This window comes from Enterobacter sp. CC120223-11, assembly GCF_900215375.1.
Classification (GTDB): domain Bacteria; phylum Pseudomonadota; class Gammaproteobacteria; order Enterobacterales; family Enterobacteriaceae; genus Scandinavium.
This window is the reverse complement of record NZ_OBEF01000010.1, coordinates 87,504-106,360: the sequence shown is the minus strand read 5'-3', so window position 1 is coordinate 106,360 and position 18,857 is coordinate 87,504. Positions and strand designations below refer to the sequence as shown.

The window sequence follows — 18,857 nt, the reverse complement described above, 5'->3', positions numbered from 1 at the left end:
CTTAGCTTTCCTTCGTGCTGCTTGATGTACGCACAACCGGTACCGGCAGCCAGGCGCGAATCAACAGCCCACCGCGCTGGCTGGTATCAATCTCCAACAGCCCGTTGTGGTTGTCGATAATACGCTGCACGATGGCCAGCCCCAGCCCGGTGCCGCTGGTGCTGCGCGCGCTGTCGCCGCGGACGAACGGCTGGAACAGATGCTTGCGCTGTTCCGGCTTGATGCCCGGGCCATCATCTTCCACCTGGAACCAGACGCGGTTGTGTTCGCTGCCGCTGCTGACTTTTATCCAGCCGTTGCCGTAGCGGGCGGCGTTCACCACCATATTGGCCAGCGCTCGTTTGATGGACAGCGGATGCATCCGCACCGGAATTTCACCGGGCTGCATGTCCGTTTCAATTTCACGCTCGTAGCCGCTTTCTGCCGCCACCACTTCGCCGAGCACTGCGTTCAAATCGGCCAACTCCATCGGCATCTCCTGCCCGGTGCGCAGGTAGTCGATAAACTGCTCGATGATGGCGTTGCACTCTTCGATGTCCTTGTTGATGGACTCGGCGAGATAGCCGTCTTCTTCGCCCATCATCTCGGTGGCAAGACGAATACGCGTGAGCGGCGTGCGTAAATCATGACTCACGCCCGCCATCAACAGCGTTCGGTCGTCAGCAAGCTGCTTCACACCTGCAGCCATATGGTTGAAGGCACGAGTCACGGAACGTACTTCCGACGCGCCATATTCACGCAGCGGAGGCGGAATAATGCCTTTCCCGACCTGCAGGGCGGCATGCTCGAGATCGACAAGGGGTCGGTTCTGAATACGAATAAACAGCCACGCCCCCCCGATGGCCAGCAGCATTATCGCCAGGGTGTAGCGGAACAGCGGCGAGAAATCGCCCTGATGGATTTCGGTCAGCGGCACGCGCACCCAGATATTGGGTGACAGCCAGGTTTTCAGCCAGACCACCGGCGAGCTTTTGTTGACCTCAACGCGTACTTCCGTCGGGCCACCCAGCTGCGTCGCCATCTGCTGGCTTAAAAATTCGTAATGCTGCGCCCAGCGTAGCCCGGCATCTTCCGCTGCTTCATCGGAATAGAGCGAAATGCCAAGCTCGCGGTAAATCTCACGTCGAAAGGCCGGCGGCACCACCAGTTGGGTGCCATCTTCAAGCTGCAGCTTATCGGTCATCAGCATACGCACTTCGTACGCCAGCACTTTATTGAACTGCTGAAGGCTCGGCAAAATCGCGAAGTTCAGCACCACCAGATACGTCGTCACCAGGCTGACGAACAGCAAGGTGACGATTAAGAGCAGCGTGCGGGCAAACGAACTTCGGGGTGAGAAGCGCATTCGCCTCATGCTTTAGAGCCGTCCGGCACGAACACGTAGCCCAGACCCCACACGGTCTGAATGTAGCGAGGATGCGCCGGATCTTCTTCCACCATACGGCGCAGGCGAGAGATCTGCACGTCGATGGAGCGTTCCATTGCGGAGTATTCACGGCCGCGCGCCAGGTTCATCAGTTTATCACGGGAGAGCGGCTCGCGCGGGTGGCTGACCAGCGCTTTGAGCACGGCAAATTCCCCACTGGTGAGCGGCATTGGCTCATCTTCGCGGAACATTTCGCGGGTGCCGAGGTTCAGCTTAAACTTACCGAAGGCAATCACCGCTTCTTCCTGAGACGGCGCACCCGGCAGTTCGTTCGCCTGACGACGCAGCACGGCACGGATACGGGCCAGCAGCTCGCGCGGGTTGAACGGTTTTGGAATGTAGTCGTCGGCGCCAATTTCCAGGCCCACGATACGGTCAACTTCTTCGCCCTTCGCCGTCACCATGATGATGGGCATCGGGTTGCTCTGACTGCGCAGACGGCGGCAGATAGAGAGACCATCTTCGCCAGGCAGCATAAGATCCAGCACCATCAGGTGGAAGGATTCACGGGTCAGCAGGCGGTCCATTTGTTCGGCGTTAGCGACGCTGCGAACCTGGAAGCCTTGCTCGGTCAGATAACGCTCGAGCAGCGCACGCAGGCGCATGTCGTCATCCACAACAAGAATCTTATAATTCTCTTGCATTGTTTTTACTCCCAGAAGGTTCGTAACAATATGAGTGCGTATTCTCAAAAAAGCCCGGGCTACGCTCCAGCGAAATCTGGTATAGATTCTAGCCGAAATTGTTACAAAGCATATTTTACAGCAGCTTATCTGTACATTTCATCACAGAATACGCTTTTTTGACCACCAGTGGCGTTCTGTGAGGCAAAATGTACGCAAGCTCAGGTAGTCACAAGGTAGCATCACAATGAAAACGCCGCTAATCACCCGTGAAGGGTACGAGAAGTTAAAGAAAGAGCTGGATTATCTCTGGCGCGAAGAACGTCCTGAAGTCACTAAAAAGGTCACCTGGGCGGCGAGCCTCGGCGATCGCAGCGAAAACGCCGATTACCAGTACAACAAAAAGCGGTTGCGCGAAATTGACCGCCGGGTTCGCTACCTGACCAAGTGTCTGGAAAACTTAAAAATTGTCGATTACTCGCCGCAGCAGGAAGGCAAAGTCTTCTTCGGGGCGTGGGTCGAAATTGAAAACGACGACGGCGACACCAAGCGCTTTCGCATTGTCGGCTATGACGAAATCTTTGGCCGTAAAGATTACATCTCCATCGACTCGCCCATGGCCCGCGCGTTGCTAAAAAAAGAAGTGGGTGACCTGGCGCTGGTGCAGACGCCCGGCGGCGAAGCGACCTGGTACGTCAATGAGATCGAGTACGTGAAATAGCGCGTCCGGAACACTCTGATTACGGGCTGAGGGATGGCATTTTCGCCCCTCAATCCGTATAACTATCCCCTGTTTTTTACTCCACCAGATGAATATTGCCATGATGAAAGATTCGCTCTGCCGCATTATTGCGGGTGAACTTCAGGCCAGAAACGAACAGGTCGAAGCGGCCGTTCGCCTGCTTGATGAAGGGAACACCGTGCCGTTTATTGCACGTTATCGTAAGGAAGTCACCGGCGGTCTGGATGACACGCAGCTGCGTAACCTGGAAACCCGTCTGGGCTACCTGCGCGAGCTGGAAGAGCGCCGCCAGTCGATTCTGAAGTCCATCGACGATCAGGGCAAACTGACCGACGATCTGGCCAAAGCCATTAACGGCACGCTCAGCAAAACCGAACTTGAAGACCTCTATCTGCCGTACAAACCAAAACGCCGCACCCGCGGGCAGATTGCCATAGAAGCAGGCCTGGAGCCGCTGGCCGACCTGCTGTGGAACGAGCCGTCGCACTCGCCGGAAGAGGAAGCCGCGAAGTTCATCAATGCGGACAACGGCGTCGCCGACACCAAAGCCGCCCTCGATGGCGCGCGCTACATCCTGATGGAGCGCTTCGCAGAAGATGCACAGCTGCTGGCGAAAGTGCGTGATTACCTGTGGAAGAACGCCCATCTGGTGGCGACAGTCGTCAGCGGCAAAGAGGAAGAAGGCGCGAAGTTCCGCGACTACTTCGACCACCACGAGCCGATTGCCACCGCCCCTTCTCACCGAGCGTTAGCCATGTTCCGTGGCCGCAACGAAGGTATTTTGCAGCTGGCGCTGAATGCCGATCCTCAGTTCGATGAGCCGCCGAAAGAGAGCCACTGCGAGCAGATTATTACCGACCACCTCGGCCTGCGCCTGAACAATGCCCCGGCGGACAGCTGGCGCAAAGGCGTGGTGAGCTGGACCTGGCGCATCAAAGTGCTGATGCACCTCGAAACCGAACTGATGGGCACCGTGCGCGAACGCGCCGAAGACGAGGCGATCAACGTCTTTGCCCGCAACCTGCACGACCTGCTGATGGCGGCACCTGCGGGCCTGCGCGCCACTATGGGTCTCGATCCGGGCCTGCGTACCGGGGTGAAAGTCGCCGTTGTCGACGGCACCGGCAGACTGGTCGCCACCGACACCATTTACCCGCACACCGGGCAGGCCGCGAAAGCCGCCGTTGCTGTGGCAGCGCTGTGTGAAAAACACAACGTCGAACTGGTTGCGATTGGTAACGGTACCGCCTCGCGCGAAACAGAGCGTTTCTACCTCGACGTGCAGAAGCAGTTCCCGAAAGTCACCGCGCAAAAGGTGATTGTCAGCGAAGCGGGCGCATCCGTTTACTCCGCTTCTGAACTGGCAGCACTGGAGTTCCCGAATCTGGACGTGTCCATCCGTGGCGCGGTGTCTATCGCCCGTCGCTTGCAGGATCCGCTGGCTGAACTGGTGAAAATCGACCCGAAATCCATCGGCGTGGGCCAGTATCAGCACGACGTCAGCCAGTCACAGCTGGCGCGTAAGCTCGATGCGGTGGTGGAAGACTGCGTGAACGCCGTCGGCGTGGATCTGAACACCGCCTCCGTGCCGTTGCTGACCCGCGTGGCGGGCCTGACGCGCATGATGGCGCAGAATATCGTGACCTGGCGTGATGAAAACGGTCAGTTCCAGAACCGCCAGCAGTTGCTAAAGGTGAGCCGTCTGGGGCCAAAAGCCTTCGAACAGTGCGCGGGCTTCCTGCGTATTAACCACGGCGACAACCCGCTCGATGCCTCCACCGTTCACCCGGAATCCTATCCGGTGGTGGAACGTATTCTCGCCGCCACGCAGCAGGCGCTGAAGGATCTGATGGGTAACAGCAGCGAACTGCGCAACGTGAAAGCGGTCGATTTTACCGACGAGCGTTTCGGCCTGCCGACGGTCACCGACATCATCAAAGAACTGGAAAAGCCGGGCCGCGACCCGCGTCCTGAGTTCAAAACCGCGAAGTTTGCCGACGGCGTGGAAACGATGAACGATCTGCTGCCGGGCATGGTGCTCGAAGGCGCGGTCACCAACGTCACCAACTTCGGCGCGTTTGTCGATATCGGCGTGCATCAGGACGGTCTGGTGCACATCTCATCGCTGGCCGACAAGTTCGTGGAAGACCCGCACACCGTGGTGAAGGCGGGAGACATCGTGAAGGTCAAAGTGCTGGAAGTCGATCTGCAGCGTAAGCGTATCGCGCTCACCATGCGCCTTGACGAGCAGCCAGGCGACACCAACGCCCGTCGTGGCAGCGGCGGTGGCAACCGCGATCAGGGCAGTCGCCCGGCAGCCAAAGCCGCGAAGCCTCGCGGGCGTGAAACCCAGCCTGCCGGGAACAGCGCAATGATGGATGCGCTTGCCGCAGCGATGAAGAAAAAGTAAGCCCGCATCTTATTCGGCCCTCTAATATCAGAGGGCCTTTTTATTTCAGCCTTATTTTTTTACCCTTTCTTGAATTATCCAATATTTTATTTTCACTTTGATAACAACTCTGCATTTTGCAAAACAGTTCCCCTCGCAATAAATATTGCGCAAGGTCAAATTGCGATGAACTATTCACGAAATGAACATCCGTTCACATTTTATTGATTGAAGGTGGAAACCATTCTCATTATCATCGTCACTGTTGATATTTTATCCTTTCCTTGTTGGCATCATCGTTGGTTTCATGCGCCACTCCGCGCGGATGAAGGTTTTTTCGGTTAACGACACAAGCAGGCTCTATGCAATTCACTCCTGACAGCACGTGGAAGATCACCGGGTTTTCTCGCGATATCAGCCCGGCCTATCGGCAGAAATTACTTTCGCTCGGCATGCTGCCGGGTTCTTCTTTTCACGTGGTTCGCGTCGCCCCGCTTGGCGACCCGGTGCATATTGAAACTCGTCGCGTCAGCCTCGTATTACGCAAAAAAGACCTGGCGTTAATTGAAATTGAAACGCTTACCCGTTAATTCCTGCCTGACAGCGCGAGTCCAGTAAAATGAAGAAATTAACCATTGGCTTAATTGGTAACCCAAATTCCGGGAAGACCACCTTATTTAATCAGCTCACCGGCGCACGTCAGCGCGTGGGCAACTGGGCAGGCGTGACGGTTGAGCGTAAAGAAGGCCAGTTCGCCACCACCGATAATCAGGTGACGCTTGTTGACTTACCGGGGACTTATTCTCTTACCACCATTTCCTCACAGACTTCGCTCGATGAGCAGATTGCCTGCCACTATATTCTGAGCGGCGATGCTGACCTGCTGATCAACGTGGTCGATGCCTCCAACCTTGAGCGTAACCTCTACCTGACGCTGCAGCTGCTGGAGCTCGGTATTCCGTGCGTGGTCGCACTGAACATGCTGGATATCGCCGAGAAGCAGCAAATACGCATCGAAGTGGACGCGCTGGCAAAACGTCTCGGCTGCCCGGTCATTCCGCTGGTGTCCACCCGCGGGCGCGGGATTGAAGCGCTGAAAATGGCTATCGACCGCCATCAAAGCAACGATGATTTAGAGCTGGTGCAGTACGCGCAGCCGCTGCTGCGTGAAGCGGACGAACTCGCAAAAGTCATGCCTCAGAACATGTCCTCAAAACAGCGCCACTGGCTGGGTCTGCAAATGCTGGAGGGCGATATCTACAGCCTGACCTATGCGGGCGATGCCGCACAGCAGCAGCTCAGTCACGTAATGAGTCGCCTGAATAAAGATATGGACGACCCTGCCCTGCATATTGCCGATGCCCGCTATCAGTCCATCGCCGCTGTGTGCGACCTGGTGAGCAACACGCTGACCGCCGAACCGAGCCGCTTCACCACCGCCGTCGACAAAATCATTCTCAACCGCTTCCTTGGCCTGCCGGTCTTCCTGTTTGTCATGTACCTGATGTTCCTGCTGGCGATTAACATTGGCGGCGCGTTGCAGCCCATTTTCGATGTTGGTTCGGTGGCGATATTCATTCACGGCATCCAGTGGCTCGGCGCGACGCTGCACTTCCCGGAATGGCTGACCATTTTCCTCGCTCAGGGGATTGGCGGCGGGATCAACACCGTGCTGCCGCTGGTGCCGCAAATCGGGATGATGTACCTGTTCCTCTCCTTCCTTGAAGATTCCGGCTATATGGCCCGCGCGGCGTTCGTCATGGATCGTCTGATGCAGTCGCTAGGCCTGCCGGGGAAATCGTTCGTGCCGCTGATTGTTGGCTTCGGCTGTAACGTGCCGTCGGTGATGGGTGCCCGCACGCTGGATGCCCCGCGTGAGCGCCTGATGACCATTATGATGGCGCCGTTTATGTCCTGTGGCGCACGTCTGGCGATCTTCGCGGTCTTTGCCGCTGCCTTCTTCGGGCAGGAAGGCGCGCTGGCGGTGTTCTCGCTGTACGTCCTCGGCATCGTGATGGCTATTCTCACCGGGCTGATGTTGAAGCACACCATCATGCGTGGCGAAGCATCGCCGTTCGTGATGGAGCTGCCGGTCTACCACGTGCCGCACCTGAAAAGCCTGGTCATCCAGACCTGGCAGCGCCTGAAAGGCTTTGTCCTGCGCGCCGGTAAAGTCATCGTTATCGTCAGTATTTTCCTCAGCGCGCTGAACAGCTTCACCCTGAGCGGCAAAGCGGCGGACAACATCAATGACTCTGCGCTGGCCTCAGTCAGCCGCGTCATCACCCCACTGTTCAAGCCGATTGGCGTGCATGAAGATAACTGGCAGGCCACCGTCGGGCTGTTTACCGGCGCCATGGCGAAAGAAGTGGTGGTCGGCACGCTGAACACCCTCTATACCGCTGAAAATATCCAGCAGGAGGAATTCAACCCGGCGGAATTCAATCTGCTGGATGAGCTCGGCGGCGCGGCGCAGGAAACCTGGCAGAGCCTGAAAGACACCTTCAGCCTGAGCGTACTGGCCAACCCGATTGAGGCCAGCAAAGGCGACGGCGAAATGGCGACGGGTGCGATGGGCGTCATGAGTAGCAAATTCGGCAGCGCGGCGGCGGCTTACAGCTACCTGATTTTCGTTCTGCTCTACATTCCGTGCATCTCAGTGATGGGCGCAATTGCCCGTGAATCCAGCCGCGGCTGGATGGGCTTCTCGATTCTGTGGGGGCTGAATATTGCTTATTCGCTGTCCACGCTGTTCTACCAGGTATCGAGCTTCCACCAGCATCCGCGCTACAGCCTGGTCTGCATTCTGACTGTGGTGCTGTTTAACGTGGTCGTACTGGGTCTGTTACGCCGCGCCCGCAGTCGCGTTAACGTGAATCTGCTGGCAACGCGTAAAACCGTTGAAAGCTGCTGTAGCAGCCCGGCTGGCGACTGTCACTAAGGAGCGCAGATGGCCTCAATGATTGAATTGCGTGACGTGCTGGCCTTACAGGGCCGCATGGAAGCACAGCAGCTGAGCCGCGTACTGCACACGCCGCAGCCAATGATTGACGCCATGCTGATGCGCATGGAGGCCATGGGCAAAGCGAAACGCATAGCGGAAGAACCCGATGATTGTCTGAGCGGCAGCTGTAAAAGCTGCCCGGAGGGCAAAGCCTGCCTGCGGGAATGGTGGATTTTACAGTAAGTCAGAAATGAAGAAGCGGGCCAGTGGCCCGCTTCTTACTTATCAGTGCTCGCTAACTTATTTGTAGACGTCAGCGTTGGCGTGAACGGTTTTCTCGTTCTTCTCACCCGCGATCACCACAAAATAGGTGCCGCCCATTTCATCAGCTTTTTTCGACAGATCGCGTTTCGCATCCATCGGCGCGGTGCCTTGCGACGTGGTGATCGAACCGATTTTCGTCAGGTTCATTTTTGCCAGATCTTCTTTGGTGATTTCCTTCGCAGCGAATGCACCAAAAGACAGGGAACCCATAACCAGTGCCGCAACAATACCTGTAGCAATTTTCATAGCCGAACTCTCCATATGACCATTTAGTGTTTGTACTGCGATGGACGAAACACCCCCGTCGCAGCGGCCATTTCAGTATAGACACAGCAAGAGAAATTGCGCCCGTTTGCCTTAAAAATCAGAGAATCACCTGCCTGAAAGCGAGTAGCTGCTGACAAAACACTTCCGGATGAGAGATGAATGGCGCATGTGCCGCTTTCGGGAAAATATAAGATGAGCTCTCCGGCCACTGCGTATCCAGCAGCGCTGCCACCTTGCGTGGAACCAGCCCGTCGAGATGACCGTAAAGCCGCAGGAAAGGGATCTTCAGCCCGACGAGCGCTTCACGCAGATCGGCCGTTTTCAGGATCTCCAGCCCACCGTTAAGCACCTCAACCGAAGGCATCGGCTGCGCCAGCACCGCACTTTTCAGCCTGCGCGCATCCTGACGGGCGCTTTCCGTGCCGAGCGTTTGCAGCGCCAGAAAGCGCTCCACCGTGCGCTGAAAATCTTCACTGAGCTGCCGCTGAAAACCCGACAGCACATCCGGCTTGATGCCCGGCCACGCTTCCTGCGCGGTAAAACAGGGCGAAGAAGCCACGGTCACCAGCCCCAGCACACGATGGGGGGCCGTCAGCGCCGCGAGGCTTGCCACCAGCCCACCGAGACTCCACCCCAGCCAGAGCGCTTTTTCCGGGGCTTTGGCTAACACCAGGCTCGTCATCTCTTCCAGCGTTAAGGCCCCGAAGCCGCCGCTGCGCCCGAAGCCCGGCAGATCCACCAGATGCAGCGTAAAGTGCGAGCTCAGTTCAGGCGTGATGCAATCCCACACCCCGGCGTTCAGCCCCCATCCGTGCAGCAGCACAAGATGACACTTTCCTTCGCCCAGGGTTTGCCACCAGAGGTCATTCATCCGTTATGGTTCTCATTCTTTGAACAGGAGGGGAAGTATGCTAACAGCCCACGGCTTATGCTGGCTATGCGAAATGCCGCTGAGGTTGGCGCACTGGGGGATTTGCTCCTGCTGCACCCGCGCCGTCAGCTCCCGTCCATCGCTCTGCCCACAGTGCGGTTTACCCGCCGCTCACGAGCAGCTCCCCTGTGGACGCTGCCTGCGCCACGAGCCGCCGTGGCAATGGCTGGTTGCGGTAAATGATTACGACATCCCACTTTCGGGTCTGGTTAAACGCTGGAAGTTTCACCGTCGCCCCGAACTGACAAATGCCCTCGCCCGCCTGCTGCTGTTACGCCTCAGGCAAACGCCAGGCCGCGCCAAACCCGATTTACTGATCGCCGTGCCGCTGTGGCAGAAACGTCACTGGCGCCGTGGCTATAATCAGGCCGATGAGCTTTGCCGCCCGCTCGCCCGCTGGTCAGGCATTTGTTACGCCCGCGAAGCGATACGCCGTGTTCGCCCCACCGCTACGCAGCATCAGCTTTCAGCTAAGCGGCGCAAACAGAACCTGAAAAATGCGTTTCGTCTTGAAATTCCAGTCGCGGGGCTCCATATCGTCCTGGTGGACGATGTCGTCACGACCGGTGCCACCGTGGCCGAACTTTCCCGCCTGCTTTTGCAAAACGGCGCGGCGTCAGTTCAGGTATGGTGCCTGTGTCGCACCTTGTAGACCCTCTGTGATGGGCGTATTATAACCGACTAAAGTAGTCAACTATTAGGCCAAAGCTATGATCAATATTTCCGATGCTGCACAAGCGCACTTTGCCAAACTGCTGGCAAATCAGGAAGAAGGGACGCAAATCCGCGTATTTGTGATTAACCCTGGCACCCCGAATGCTGAATGTGGCGTTTCTTACTGCCCGCCGGATGCGGTGGAAGCGAGTGACACTGCCCTGAAATTTGACCTGCTGACCGCCTACGTCGATGAGCTGAGCGCGCCCTATCTGGACGATGCTGAAATCGACTTCGTGACCGATCAGTTAGGTTCCCAGCTGACGCTGAAAGCGCCGAACGCCAAAATGCGTAAAGTCTCCGACGATGCGCCGCTCATGGAGCGCGTGGAGTACATGCTGCAGTCGACGGTTAACCCACAGCTCGCCGGCCACGGTGGCCGCGTATCGCTGATGGAAATCACCGAAGACGGCCTCGCCATTCTGCAATTTGGCGGCGGCTGCAACGGCTGTTCCATGGTCGACGTCACGCTGAAAGAAGGGATTGAAAAGCAGCTGCTGAACGAATTCCCGGAGCTGAAAGGCGTTCGCGATCTGACCGAGCACCAGCGCGGTGAGCACTCTTACTACTAAGATTATTTGATTCCCCTCACCCCTGCCCTCTCCCATAGGGAGAGGGCGAAAAACGTTACCTGCAACGAGCCTGGTATGTTCCCTCTCCCTCCGGGAGAGGATTCGGGAGAGGGGAACAATCCTGTTATTTCCCCACCGCTTTCCTGCGCTTATCCAGATCCTTAATCAGCCTGTTCACGGTTTCATCCGCAAACATCGCCTCAAGCGAGGTGGAGAGCTTGCGACGCCAGTTTTTGTACTGATAGCTGGTGCCCGGAATGTTCACCGGCCCGGCCATGTCGAGCCAATCTTCCGGCTGCAGGCCCAGCAGCGCGCTGTGACTGTCGGCGATATAGCGCTGCATGCCACGATTCAGGGTGTCGGTCATGCTCATCAGCGATGCCTTATGCCCGGCACGTTTTGGCAAACAGCCATACTTGTGCAGCGCGTCCAGCAGGCCTTGCTTGGCCAGTTCACGATCCTGATACAAGCCGCGCAGCACAACTTCATCAGGATAGAGACCCAGCGTTTTGCCCAGCGTTAAATCACCGCTTTCCCAGTAGCCTCGCAGCGTTGGAAGATCGTGGGTGGTGGCAACCGCCATCGACTGTTCCGGATACGCCTTCGGCGCGCGGAAGGTCTTCTCATGGTCGCTTTCGAAATAGAGCACCTTGTAGGAGTAGACGCCGCTTTTACGTAGCTTGCCGACGATTTCCACCGGCACGGTACCCAGATCTTCGCCGATCACCATGCACTGATGGCGTTTACTTTCCAGCGCCAGGATCGACAGCAGATCGTCCACAGGGTAATGCACATACGCGCCGTGATCGGCGGTTTCGCCATAGGGGATCCACCACAGGCGCAGCACTGACATCACGTGGTCGATACGCAGCGCGCCGCAGTTTTGCATATTGGCGCGCAGCAGGTCGATAAAGGGCTCGTAGGCTCGCGCGGCGATGATGTGCGGATCCATCGGCGGCAGGCCCCAGTTCTGCCCTAGCGGGCCGAGAATGTCCGGCGGTGCGCCCACGGAGGCTTTCAGGCAGTAGAGTTCGCGGTCGCACCAGGTTTCGGACCCACCTTCGGCCACGCCTACCGCCAGGTCACGATAGAGGCCAATCGGCATCTCATGCTGCTGGCATTCGTTCCAGCAGGCGGCAAACTGGCAGTACGCCAGCCACTGCAGCCAAAGGAAGAAATCGACCTCATCGGCGTGCTTCTGGCAAAACGCCTTCACTTCCGGGCTGTCGATATTCTGATACGCCTCCGACCAGGCTGGCCAGCCCCAGCGCATTTCGTCCTCTTTCACCTGATACGCGTGCAGGGCGTCAAACGCCGCCTGCCAGTAGAGGCTTTCGCCCTCATTGAGCGCGAACTGACGAAACGCCGCCATCTGGTCATCATCACGCTTCGAGAAACCTTTCCACGCCATGCGCAGCGCGGTGATTTTCAGCGCGGTCACAGTGGCGTAATCAACCCATTCGGCATCACGCGCAGACTTCAGCGCCTGCTGCGTGGTGGGCAGTTTCCACCACGCCTGCGCCTCTTTGCTGAGGCCAAAATCGTCCACCGCATTTACGTCGATATAAATGACGTTCAGCCAGCGGCGGGAAGAAGGGCTGTACGGGCTGGCGCTCTCCGGGTTTGCCGGGTAAAGCGCGTGAATCGGGTTCAGGCCGATAAACGACCCACCGCGGCGGGCGATCTCCGGCAGCATCACCTTCAGATCGCCAAAGTCGCCAATACCCCAGTTTTTTTCAGAGCGCAGGGTGTAGAGCTGCACGCAGCTGCCCCACAACTTTTTCCCTTCTTTGAGCGCCTGCGGCTCATAGCAGCGCTCCGGGGCGACGATCACCCGGCAGTGCCAGCGGTGGTCGCTCTGGGTCAGCGTCAGGGTGTGATAGCCCTCCGGCAGCCGCGTCGGCAGATTCAACGCTTTGCCCGCCGTCGCATTACCCTGATGCTGCACCCCCTCTTCGGTGGTCAGCATCCAGTGATACTCACCGCTGCCTTCCACCGGCAGCGACATTTTCTTACCGTGGGTGAACACCAGCACGTTCGGCACCGGCGTGACGGCCACTTTCGCGGCCGTGTGATGCATCGCATCGAGCAAACGCCGCTTGGTGTCAGCACCAATTGACTGCGGTTTGCCGTGGGCATTGATGTAGCTTGGGCTGATGCCCGCCGCCTGCGCGGCATTGTCCAGACGTTTGCTCTCCATAGCGCTCCCTTAGCGTTTTGCCTGCCAGATACGGCTCTGATAATCGCGAATCGAACGATCCGAGCTGAACATACCGCAGCGTGCGCTGTTGAGAATTGCCGCGCGGGTCCAGGCCTCCTGGTCACGATAAAGCACGTCCACCTGCTTCTGCGCTTCCACGTAGGCCGCAAAGTCAGCCAGCACCAGGTACGGGTCGCCGCCCTGCTTGCCGATGCTGTGCAGCATCCGGTCAAACGCGTGCTTGTCGCCGCCGCTGTATTTGCCGCTCTCCAGCTCTTTCAGCACGGCATCCAGCACTTTGTCTTTCTTGCGCCATTTCACCGGGTCATAGCCTTTGGCCTTCAGCGCTTTCACTTCTTCCACGGTATGACCGAAGATGAAGATGTTCTCGTCGCCAACCTGTTCGGCGATTTCGACGTTCGCCCCGTCCAGCGTGCCGACCGTCAGCGCGCCGTTCAGCGCAAGCTTCATGTTGCCGGTACCAGAGGCCTCTTTACCCGCCGTTGAAATCTGCTCGGAGACGTCCGCCGCCGGGATCAGCAGCTCTGCCGCCGACACGCAGTAGTCCGGCAGGAATACTACCTTCAGCTTGTCGCCCACTTTCGGGTCGTTGTTGACCGCTTCCGCCACTTTGTTGATGGCGTAAATGATGTTCTTCGCCAGGTAGTAGCCAGGCGCGGCTTTCGCACCGAACAGGAACACGCGCGGCACGCGGTCTGCTTTCGGGTTCTCACGGATCTCTTTATAGAGCGCGAGGATGTGCAGCAGGTTCAGGTGCTGACGCTTGTACTCATGCAGACGTTTAATCTGAATGTCGAAAATGGCTTCCGGGTTGATTTCGATCCCGGTGCGCTGCTTCACAAACGCGGCCAGGCGCTGCTTGTTGGCAAGCTTGATGTCGCGCCAGGTTTTGCGGAACTTCGCGTCGTCGGCCTGTTTTTCCAGCTTGATCAGCTGGTCGAGATCGTTGGCCCACTCTTTCTTCAGCGTTTTGTCGAACAGCGCCGCCAGCGCCGGGTTGCACTGCTTGATCCAGCGGCGCGGTGTGATGCCGTTAGTGACGTTATGGAACTTGTTCGGCCACAGCTGATGATATTCCGGGAACAGATCCTTCACCACCAGGTCGGAGTGCAGCGCAGCCACGCCATTTACCGCAAAGCCGCTCACCACGCACATGTTTGCCATGCGCACTTGTTTGTCATGCACCACCGCCAGTTTGGCCCATACCGCCTCATCGCCCGGCCAGGTTTTATCGACCAGCACTTTGAAGAGCTTGTTGATTTCATTGATGATTTGCATGTGTCGCGGCAGCAGCGCCTTCACCAGTTTTTCATCCCAGCACTCGAGCGCTTCCGGCATCAGGGTGTGGTTGGTGTAGGCAAAGGTCTTGCTGGTGATGGCCCAGGCGTCGTCCCAGCTCAGCTGATGCTCATCGAGCAGCACGCGCAGCAGTTCAGGAATGGCGATGGTCGGGTGCGTGTCGTTGAGCTGAATGACCTCAAACTTCGGCAGTTCGGCCAGCTTGCGGCCCGCCAGGTGATGACGGCGCAGGATATCCGCCACCGAGCAGGCGCACTGGAAATACTGCTGCATCAGGCGCAGCTTTTTGCCCGCCAGATGATTGTCGTTGGGGTAGAGGACTTTGGTCAGCTTGTCGGCATCGATGCCCTGCTGTTCAGCACGCAGGAAATCGCCGTCGTTGAATTTGGTCAGGTTAAATGGATGGGCATGGGTGGCCTGCCACAGGCGCAGCGGCTGCGCCACGCCGTTGCGGTAGCCGAGCACCGGTAAATCCCAGGCCTGGCCGACCATAGTGAACGCAGGCTGCCAGTCACCTTTCACGACTTTACCGCCGATACCGACCTGCACATCCAGCGCGGCGTTATGGCGGAACCACGGATAGCTGCCGCGCTGCCAGTCGTCCGGTGCTTCAATTTGCTGACCATCGTCAAAGGACTGACGGAACAAGCCGTACTGATAGTTCAGACCGTAGCCGGTGCCCGCCTGGCCGACGGTTGCCATCGAGTCGAGGAAGCAGGCTGCCAGACGCCCAAGACCGCCGTTGCCGAGGCCCGGGTCGCGCTCCTGCTCCAGCAAATCCGTCAGGGAGACGTCATGCGCCTTCAGCACGTCGCTCACTTCCTGATACCAGCCCAGGTTCAGCAGATTGTTGCCGGTCAGGCGGCCAATCAGGAACTCCATTGAAATGTAGTTCACATGACGCTGCCCTTTCTCCGGTTTCGCCACCGGCTGAGCCGCCAGCAGTTCGGCCAGCGCACCGCTCACCGCTTGCCACCATTGATGCGGGGTCATTTCGTTTGCGGCCTGCAGGCCAATTCGCTGCCACTGACGCGTCAGTGCTGCCTGAAACTGTGCTTTGTCGAAGGTCGGCTGAGACATAAGGATCCAATCCTGTTAGCTAAAACGTTGGCGCTAGTGTGCCGGGCTACCTGTTTACCGTCCTCATCCCGGCGGGGATTAGCCAGGGAGGAGTAGCAGGGATGAGCGAAAAGTGTGATCTTCGCCACTATAACGTTAGCCGTTAACGGCGGTTCTGCTCACTTTATACCCGTCTCGATCGCGAAAATGAAAAGACGTTTTGTAAATCAGGGCGGAGGGAGGAAATGATTACTTACGTGTAATAATAATTATCTAATCCCTTTCATTCGAAATGCTTATTTGCTGGAATAACTTTGCTTTTATTTAGCTTTCTTAACTTGTGCTCCATCCATCAAAAATAACTTATAAGCACGTTTTAACAAATTACCGAACCCAGGCGCCATGAGCACTGGCACCGGTTTCAGTGACGCCGTTTACGCTTCATTGATATTTGTGACAGAGTGCAAAATCATAAGCATAAAATTCGGACATAACTTGCAATAATTAAGCGTATGTCCGAATTTAATACCTATTAATTACGAAGCCCGAAAAAAACAAATTCTTTCCCTCACAGTGAAGTGATAACCCTATGTTGATTCCGTCTAAATTAAGTCGTCCCGTCCGTCTTGAACACACCGTGGTTCGCGACAGATTACTGGCGAAACTTTCCGGCGCGAACAATTACCGTCTCGCGCTGGTAACCAGCCCGGCAGGTTACGGAAAAACCACTCTCATTTCACAGTGGGCTGCAGGAAAAAAAGACCTGGGATGGTTCTCTCTGGATGAGGGAGATAACCAACAGGAACGTTTCGCCAGCTATCTGATTGCCGCCATCCAGCAGGCCACCGGCGGCCACTGCTCCGCCAGCGAAACCATGGTGCATAAGCGGCAATACGCCAGCCTTACCTCGCTGTTTGCTCAGCTGTTTATCGAGCTGAACGCGTGGCAGCGCCCACTGCTGCTGGTCATTGATGATTACCATCTCATCACCAACCCGGTGATTCACGATGCCATGCGCTTCTTCCTGCGCCATCAGCCGGAAAATATGACCCTGGTTGTGTTGTCTCGCAACCTGCCACAGCTCGGTATCGCTAACCTGCGCGTGCGCGATCAACTGCTGGAGATCGGCAGCCAGCAGCTGGCGTTCAACCATCAGGAAGCGAAGCAGTTTTTCGACTGCCGCCTGACGTCACCTATTGAAGCCACCGAAAGCAGCCGCATGTGTGATGACGTTGCGGGCTGGGCCACGGCGCTACAGCTGATAGCCCTCTCCGCACGCCAGAATACCAGCGCCGCGCACCACTCCGCGCGCCGCCTCTCGGGCATCAACGCCAGCCACCTGTCTGACTATCTGGTAGACGAAGTGCTGGATAACGTGGACCTTTCCACCCGCCACTTCCTGCTGAAAAGCTCCCTGCTGCGCTCGATGAACGACGCGCTGATCGTGCGAGTGACCGGGGAAGATAACGGCCAGATGCGCCTCGAAGAGATTGAACGCCAGGGGCTGTTCCTGCAACGCATGGACAACACCGGCGAATGGTTCAGCTTCCACCCACTGTTCGGCAGTTTCCTGCGCCAGCGCTGTCAGTGGGAGCTGGCGACCGAGCTGCCTGATATTCACCGCGCTGCCGCCGAAAGCTGGATGGCGCAGGGTTTCCCGAGTGAAGCCATTCATCACGCATTGTCGGCGGGCGACGCCAGCATGCTGCGCGATATATTGCTCAATCACGCATGGGGCCTGTTCCACCATAGCGAACTGGCACTGCTTGAAGAGTCGCTGGCGGCGCTGCCGTGGGACAGCCTTCTGGATAATCCACGCCTGGTGCTGTTACAGGCCTGGCTAATGCAAAGCCAGCACCGCTACAGCGAGGTCAACACCCTGCTCGCCCGCGTGGAAGAAGAAGCCAACGGCGAGATGGACGCAGCATTGCACGGCGATTTTAACGCCCTGCGTGCACAGGTTGCGATTAACGACGGCGACCCGGAAGAGGCTGAACGTCTGGCCATGGTGGCGCTGGATGAGCTGCCGCTCGCCAACTACTACAGCCGCATCGTGGCAACTTCAGTGCACGGTGAAGTGCTGCACTGCCAGGGCAAACTCAGTCAATCGCTGGCGGTCATGCAGCAGACCGAACAGATGGCGCGCCGCCATGAGGTCTGGCACTACGCGCTGTGGAGCCTGATTCAGCAAAGCGAAATCCTGTTCGCGCAGGGCTTTTTGCAAGCCGCATGGGAAAATCAGGAGAAAGCGTTCCAGCTCATTCGCGAACAGCATCTGGAACAGCTGCCGATGCATGAGTTCCTGCTGCGCATTCGCGCGCAGCTGCTCTGGGCCTGGGCCCGCCTTGATGAAGCGGAAATGAGCGCCCGTCACGGCATGAGCGTGCTCGCCACCTATCAGCCGCAGCAGCAGCTGCAATGCCTGGCGCTGCTGGTGCAAAGCTCTCTGGCGCGTGGCGATCTCGACAACGCCCGCAATCACCTGAACCGCCTCGAAAACCTGCTCGGCAACGGTCAGTACCACAGCGACTGGGTTTCCAACGCTGACAAAGTGCGGGTCATATACTGGCAGATGACTGGCGATAAGAAATCCGCCGCCAACTGGCTGCGCCAGACGCCAAAACCGGCCTTTGCCAACAATCACTTCCTGCAAAGCCAGTGGCGTAACATCGCCCGCGCGCAGATCCTGCTTGGCGAATTTGAGTCGGCGGAAATGGTACTGGAAGAACTCAATGAGAATGCTCGTTCGCTGCGGCTGATGAGCGATCTCAACCGTAACCTGCTGCTGCTCAATCAGCTGTACTGGCAGGCTAACCAAAAGAACGACGCCCAGCGCGTGCTGATGGAAGCGCTGAAACTCTCTAACCGCACCGGGTTTATCAGCCACTTCGTCATTGAAGGGGAAGCGATGGCGCAGCAGCTGCGTCAGCTCTTACAGCTCAATACCTTGCCAGAACTGGAACAGCATCGTGCCCAGCGTATTCTGCGGGAGATCAACCAGCATCATCGACATAAGTTTGCGCATTTTGACGAGAACTTCGTTGAACGGCTGTTAAATCACCCGGAAGTGCCGGAACTGATTCGCACCAGCCCGCTGACCCAGCGTGAATGGCAGGTGCTGGGGCTTATCTATTCCGGCTACAGCAACGATCAGATTGCAGGTGAGCTGGATGTTGCCGCCACCACCATCAAGACGCATATCCGTAATTTGTATCAGAAGCTAGGCGTGGCGCACCGCCAGGATGCCGTGCAGCATGCCCAGCAGCTGCTGAAAATGATGGGGTATGGGGTTTAAAGAATTTTCCCCTCACCCCGGCCCTCTCCCCAAAGGGGCGAGGGAGAAAAG

General features: G+C 57.5%; 14 protein-coding genes. 8 read left to right on the top strand and 6 right to left on the bottom strand.

Annotated elements, in window-relative coordinates:
- Window position 1: 1 nt before the first annotated feature.
- Together envZ and ompR are read right to left on the bottom strand one after the other, a co-directional pair.
- Window positions 2-1,354: a two-component system sensor histidine kinase EnvZ gene (gene envZ / locus CRO87_RS13290; protein WP_097163423.1), complete on the bottom strand. Its 1,353-nt coding sequence runs from the start codon at window positions 1,352-1,354 to the stop codon at window positions 2-4.
- On the bottom strand, window positions 1,351-2,070 hold the full coding sequence (ompR, locus tag CRO87_RS13285) for a two-component system response regulator OmpR (protein WP_001157751.1): 720 nt from the start codon (window positions 2,068-2,070) through the stop codon (window positions 1,351-1,353). Before ompR ends, envZ begins: the two co-directional genes overlap by 4 nt.
- Before the next feature lie 226 nt (window positions 2,071-2,296).
- Between ompR and greB the strand changes: the two genes are divergently transcribed.
- From greB to feoC, 5 genes are all read left to right on the top strand, one after another.
- The gene (gene greB, locus CRO87_RS13280) at window positions 2,297-2,770 is read left to right on the top strand and encodes a transcription elongation factor GreB (RefSeq protein WP_097163422.1); all 474 of its coding nucleotides are present in this window, start codon (window positions 2,297-2,299) and stop codon (window positions 2,768-2,770) included.
- Between the two features lie 100 nt (window positions 2,771-2,870).
- Window positions 2,871-5,201 carry a Tex family protein gene (locus CRO87_RS13275; protein ID WP_097163421.1) on the top strand — a complete coding sequence of 777 codons (2,331 nt, stop codon included), beginning with the start codon at window positions 2,871-2,873 and terminating at the stop codon, window positions 5,199-5,201.
- A gap of 341 nt (window positions 5,202-5,542) precedes the next feature.
- The gene (feoA, locus tag CRO87_RS13270) at window positions 5,543-5,770 is read left to right on the top strand and encodes a ferrous iron transporter A (RefSeq protein ID WP_097163420.1); all 228 of its coding nucleotides are present in this window, start codon (window positions 5,543-5,545) and stop codon (window positions 5,768-5,770) included.
- 29 nt (window positions 5,771-5,799) lie between these two features.
- Window positions 5,800-8,121: a Fe(2+) transporter permease subunit FeoB gene (feoB, locus tag CRO87_RS13265; RefSeq protein ID WP_097163419.1), complete on the top strand. Its 2,322-nt coding sequence runs from the start codon at window positions 5,800-5,802 to the stop codon at window positions 8,119-8,121.
- A gap of 9 nt (window positions 8,122-8,130) precedes the next feature.
- On the top strand, window positions 8,131-8,367 hold the full coding sequence (feoC, locus tag CRO87_RS13260; protein WP_097163418.1) for a [Fe-S]-dependent transcriptional repressor FeoC: 237 nt from the start codon (window positions 8,131-8,133) through the stop codon (window positions 8,365-8,367).
- A 57-nt stretch (window positions 8,368-8,424) separates the two neighbouring features.
- On the opposite strand, the gene CRO87_RS13255 is transcribed toward feoC, so the two are convergent.
- Both CRO87_RS13255 and bioH read right to left on the bottom strand, forming a co-directional pair.
- Window positions 8,425-8,694 (bottom strand): YdgH/BhsA/McbA-like domain containing protein, encoded by a 270-nt coding sequence (locus CRO87_RS13255; protein WP_097163417.1) that lies wholly within the window; start codon window positions 8,692-8,694, stop codon window positions 8,425-8,427.
- A 118-nt stretch (window positions 8,695-8,812) separates the two neighbouring features.
- Window positions 8,813-9,586 (bottom strand): pimeloyl-ACP methyl ester esterase BioH, encoded by a 774-nt coding sequence (gene bioH, locus CRO87_RS13250; protein ID WP_097163416.1) that lies wholly within the window; start codon window positions 9,584-9,586, stop codon window positions 8,813-8,815.
- Window positions 9,587-9,623: 37 nt separating this feature from the next.
- Here bioH and gntX point away from each other — a divergent pair, with 37 nt between their 5' ends.
- Together gntX and nfuA are read left to right on the top strand one after the other, a co-directional pair.
- Window positions 9,624-10,298 carry a DNA utilization protein GntX gene (gene gntX, locus CRO87_RS13245; protein WP_097163415.1) on the top strand — a complete coding sequence of 225 codons (675 nt, stop codon included), beginning with the start codon at window positions 9,624-9,626 and terminating at the stop codon, window positions 10,296-10,298.
- A 58-nt stretch (window positions 10,299-10,356) separates the two neighbouring features.
- A complete protein-coding gene (gene nfuA / locus CRO87_RS13240; protein ID WP_097163414.1) occupies window positions 10,357-10,932 on the top strand; it encodes a Fe-S biogenesis protein NfuA in 576 nt (191 codons plus the stop codon).
- A gap of 124 nt (window positions 10,933-11,056) precedes the next feature.
- Here the strand turns inward: nfuA and malQ are convergent, their stop codons facing one another.
- Window positions 11,057-13,132 (bottom strand): 4-alpha-glucanotransferase, encoded by a 2,076-nt coding sequence (gene malQ / locus CRO87_RS13235; RefSeq protein WP_097163413.1) that lies wholly within the window; start codon window positions 13,130-13,132, stop codon window positions 11,057-11,059.
- A 9-nt stretch (window positions 13,133-13,141) separates the two neighbouring features.
- Complete coding sequence (gene malP, locus CRO87_RS13230; protein ID WP_097163412.1) at window positions 13,142-15,532, bottom strand: maltodextrin phosphorylase; 2,391 nt, start codon at window positions 15,530-15,532, stop codon at window positions 13,142-13,144.
- Window positions 15,533-16,100: 568 nt separating this feature from the next.
- Here malP and malT point away from each other — a divergent pair.
- Window positions 16,101-18,806 (top strand): HTH-type transcriptional regulator MalT, encoded by a 2,706-nt coding sequence (gene malT, locus CRO87_RS13225; RefSeq protein ID WP_097163411.1) that lies wholly within the window; start codon window positions 16,101-16,103, stop codon window positions 18,804-18,806.
- Window positions 18,807-18,857: the final 51 nt, after the last annotated feature.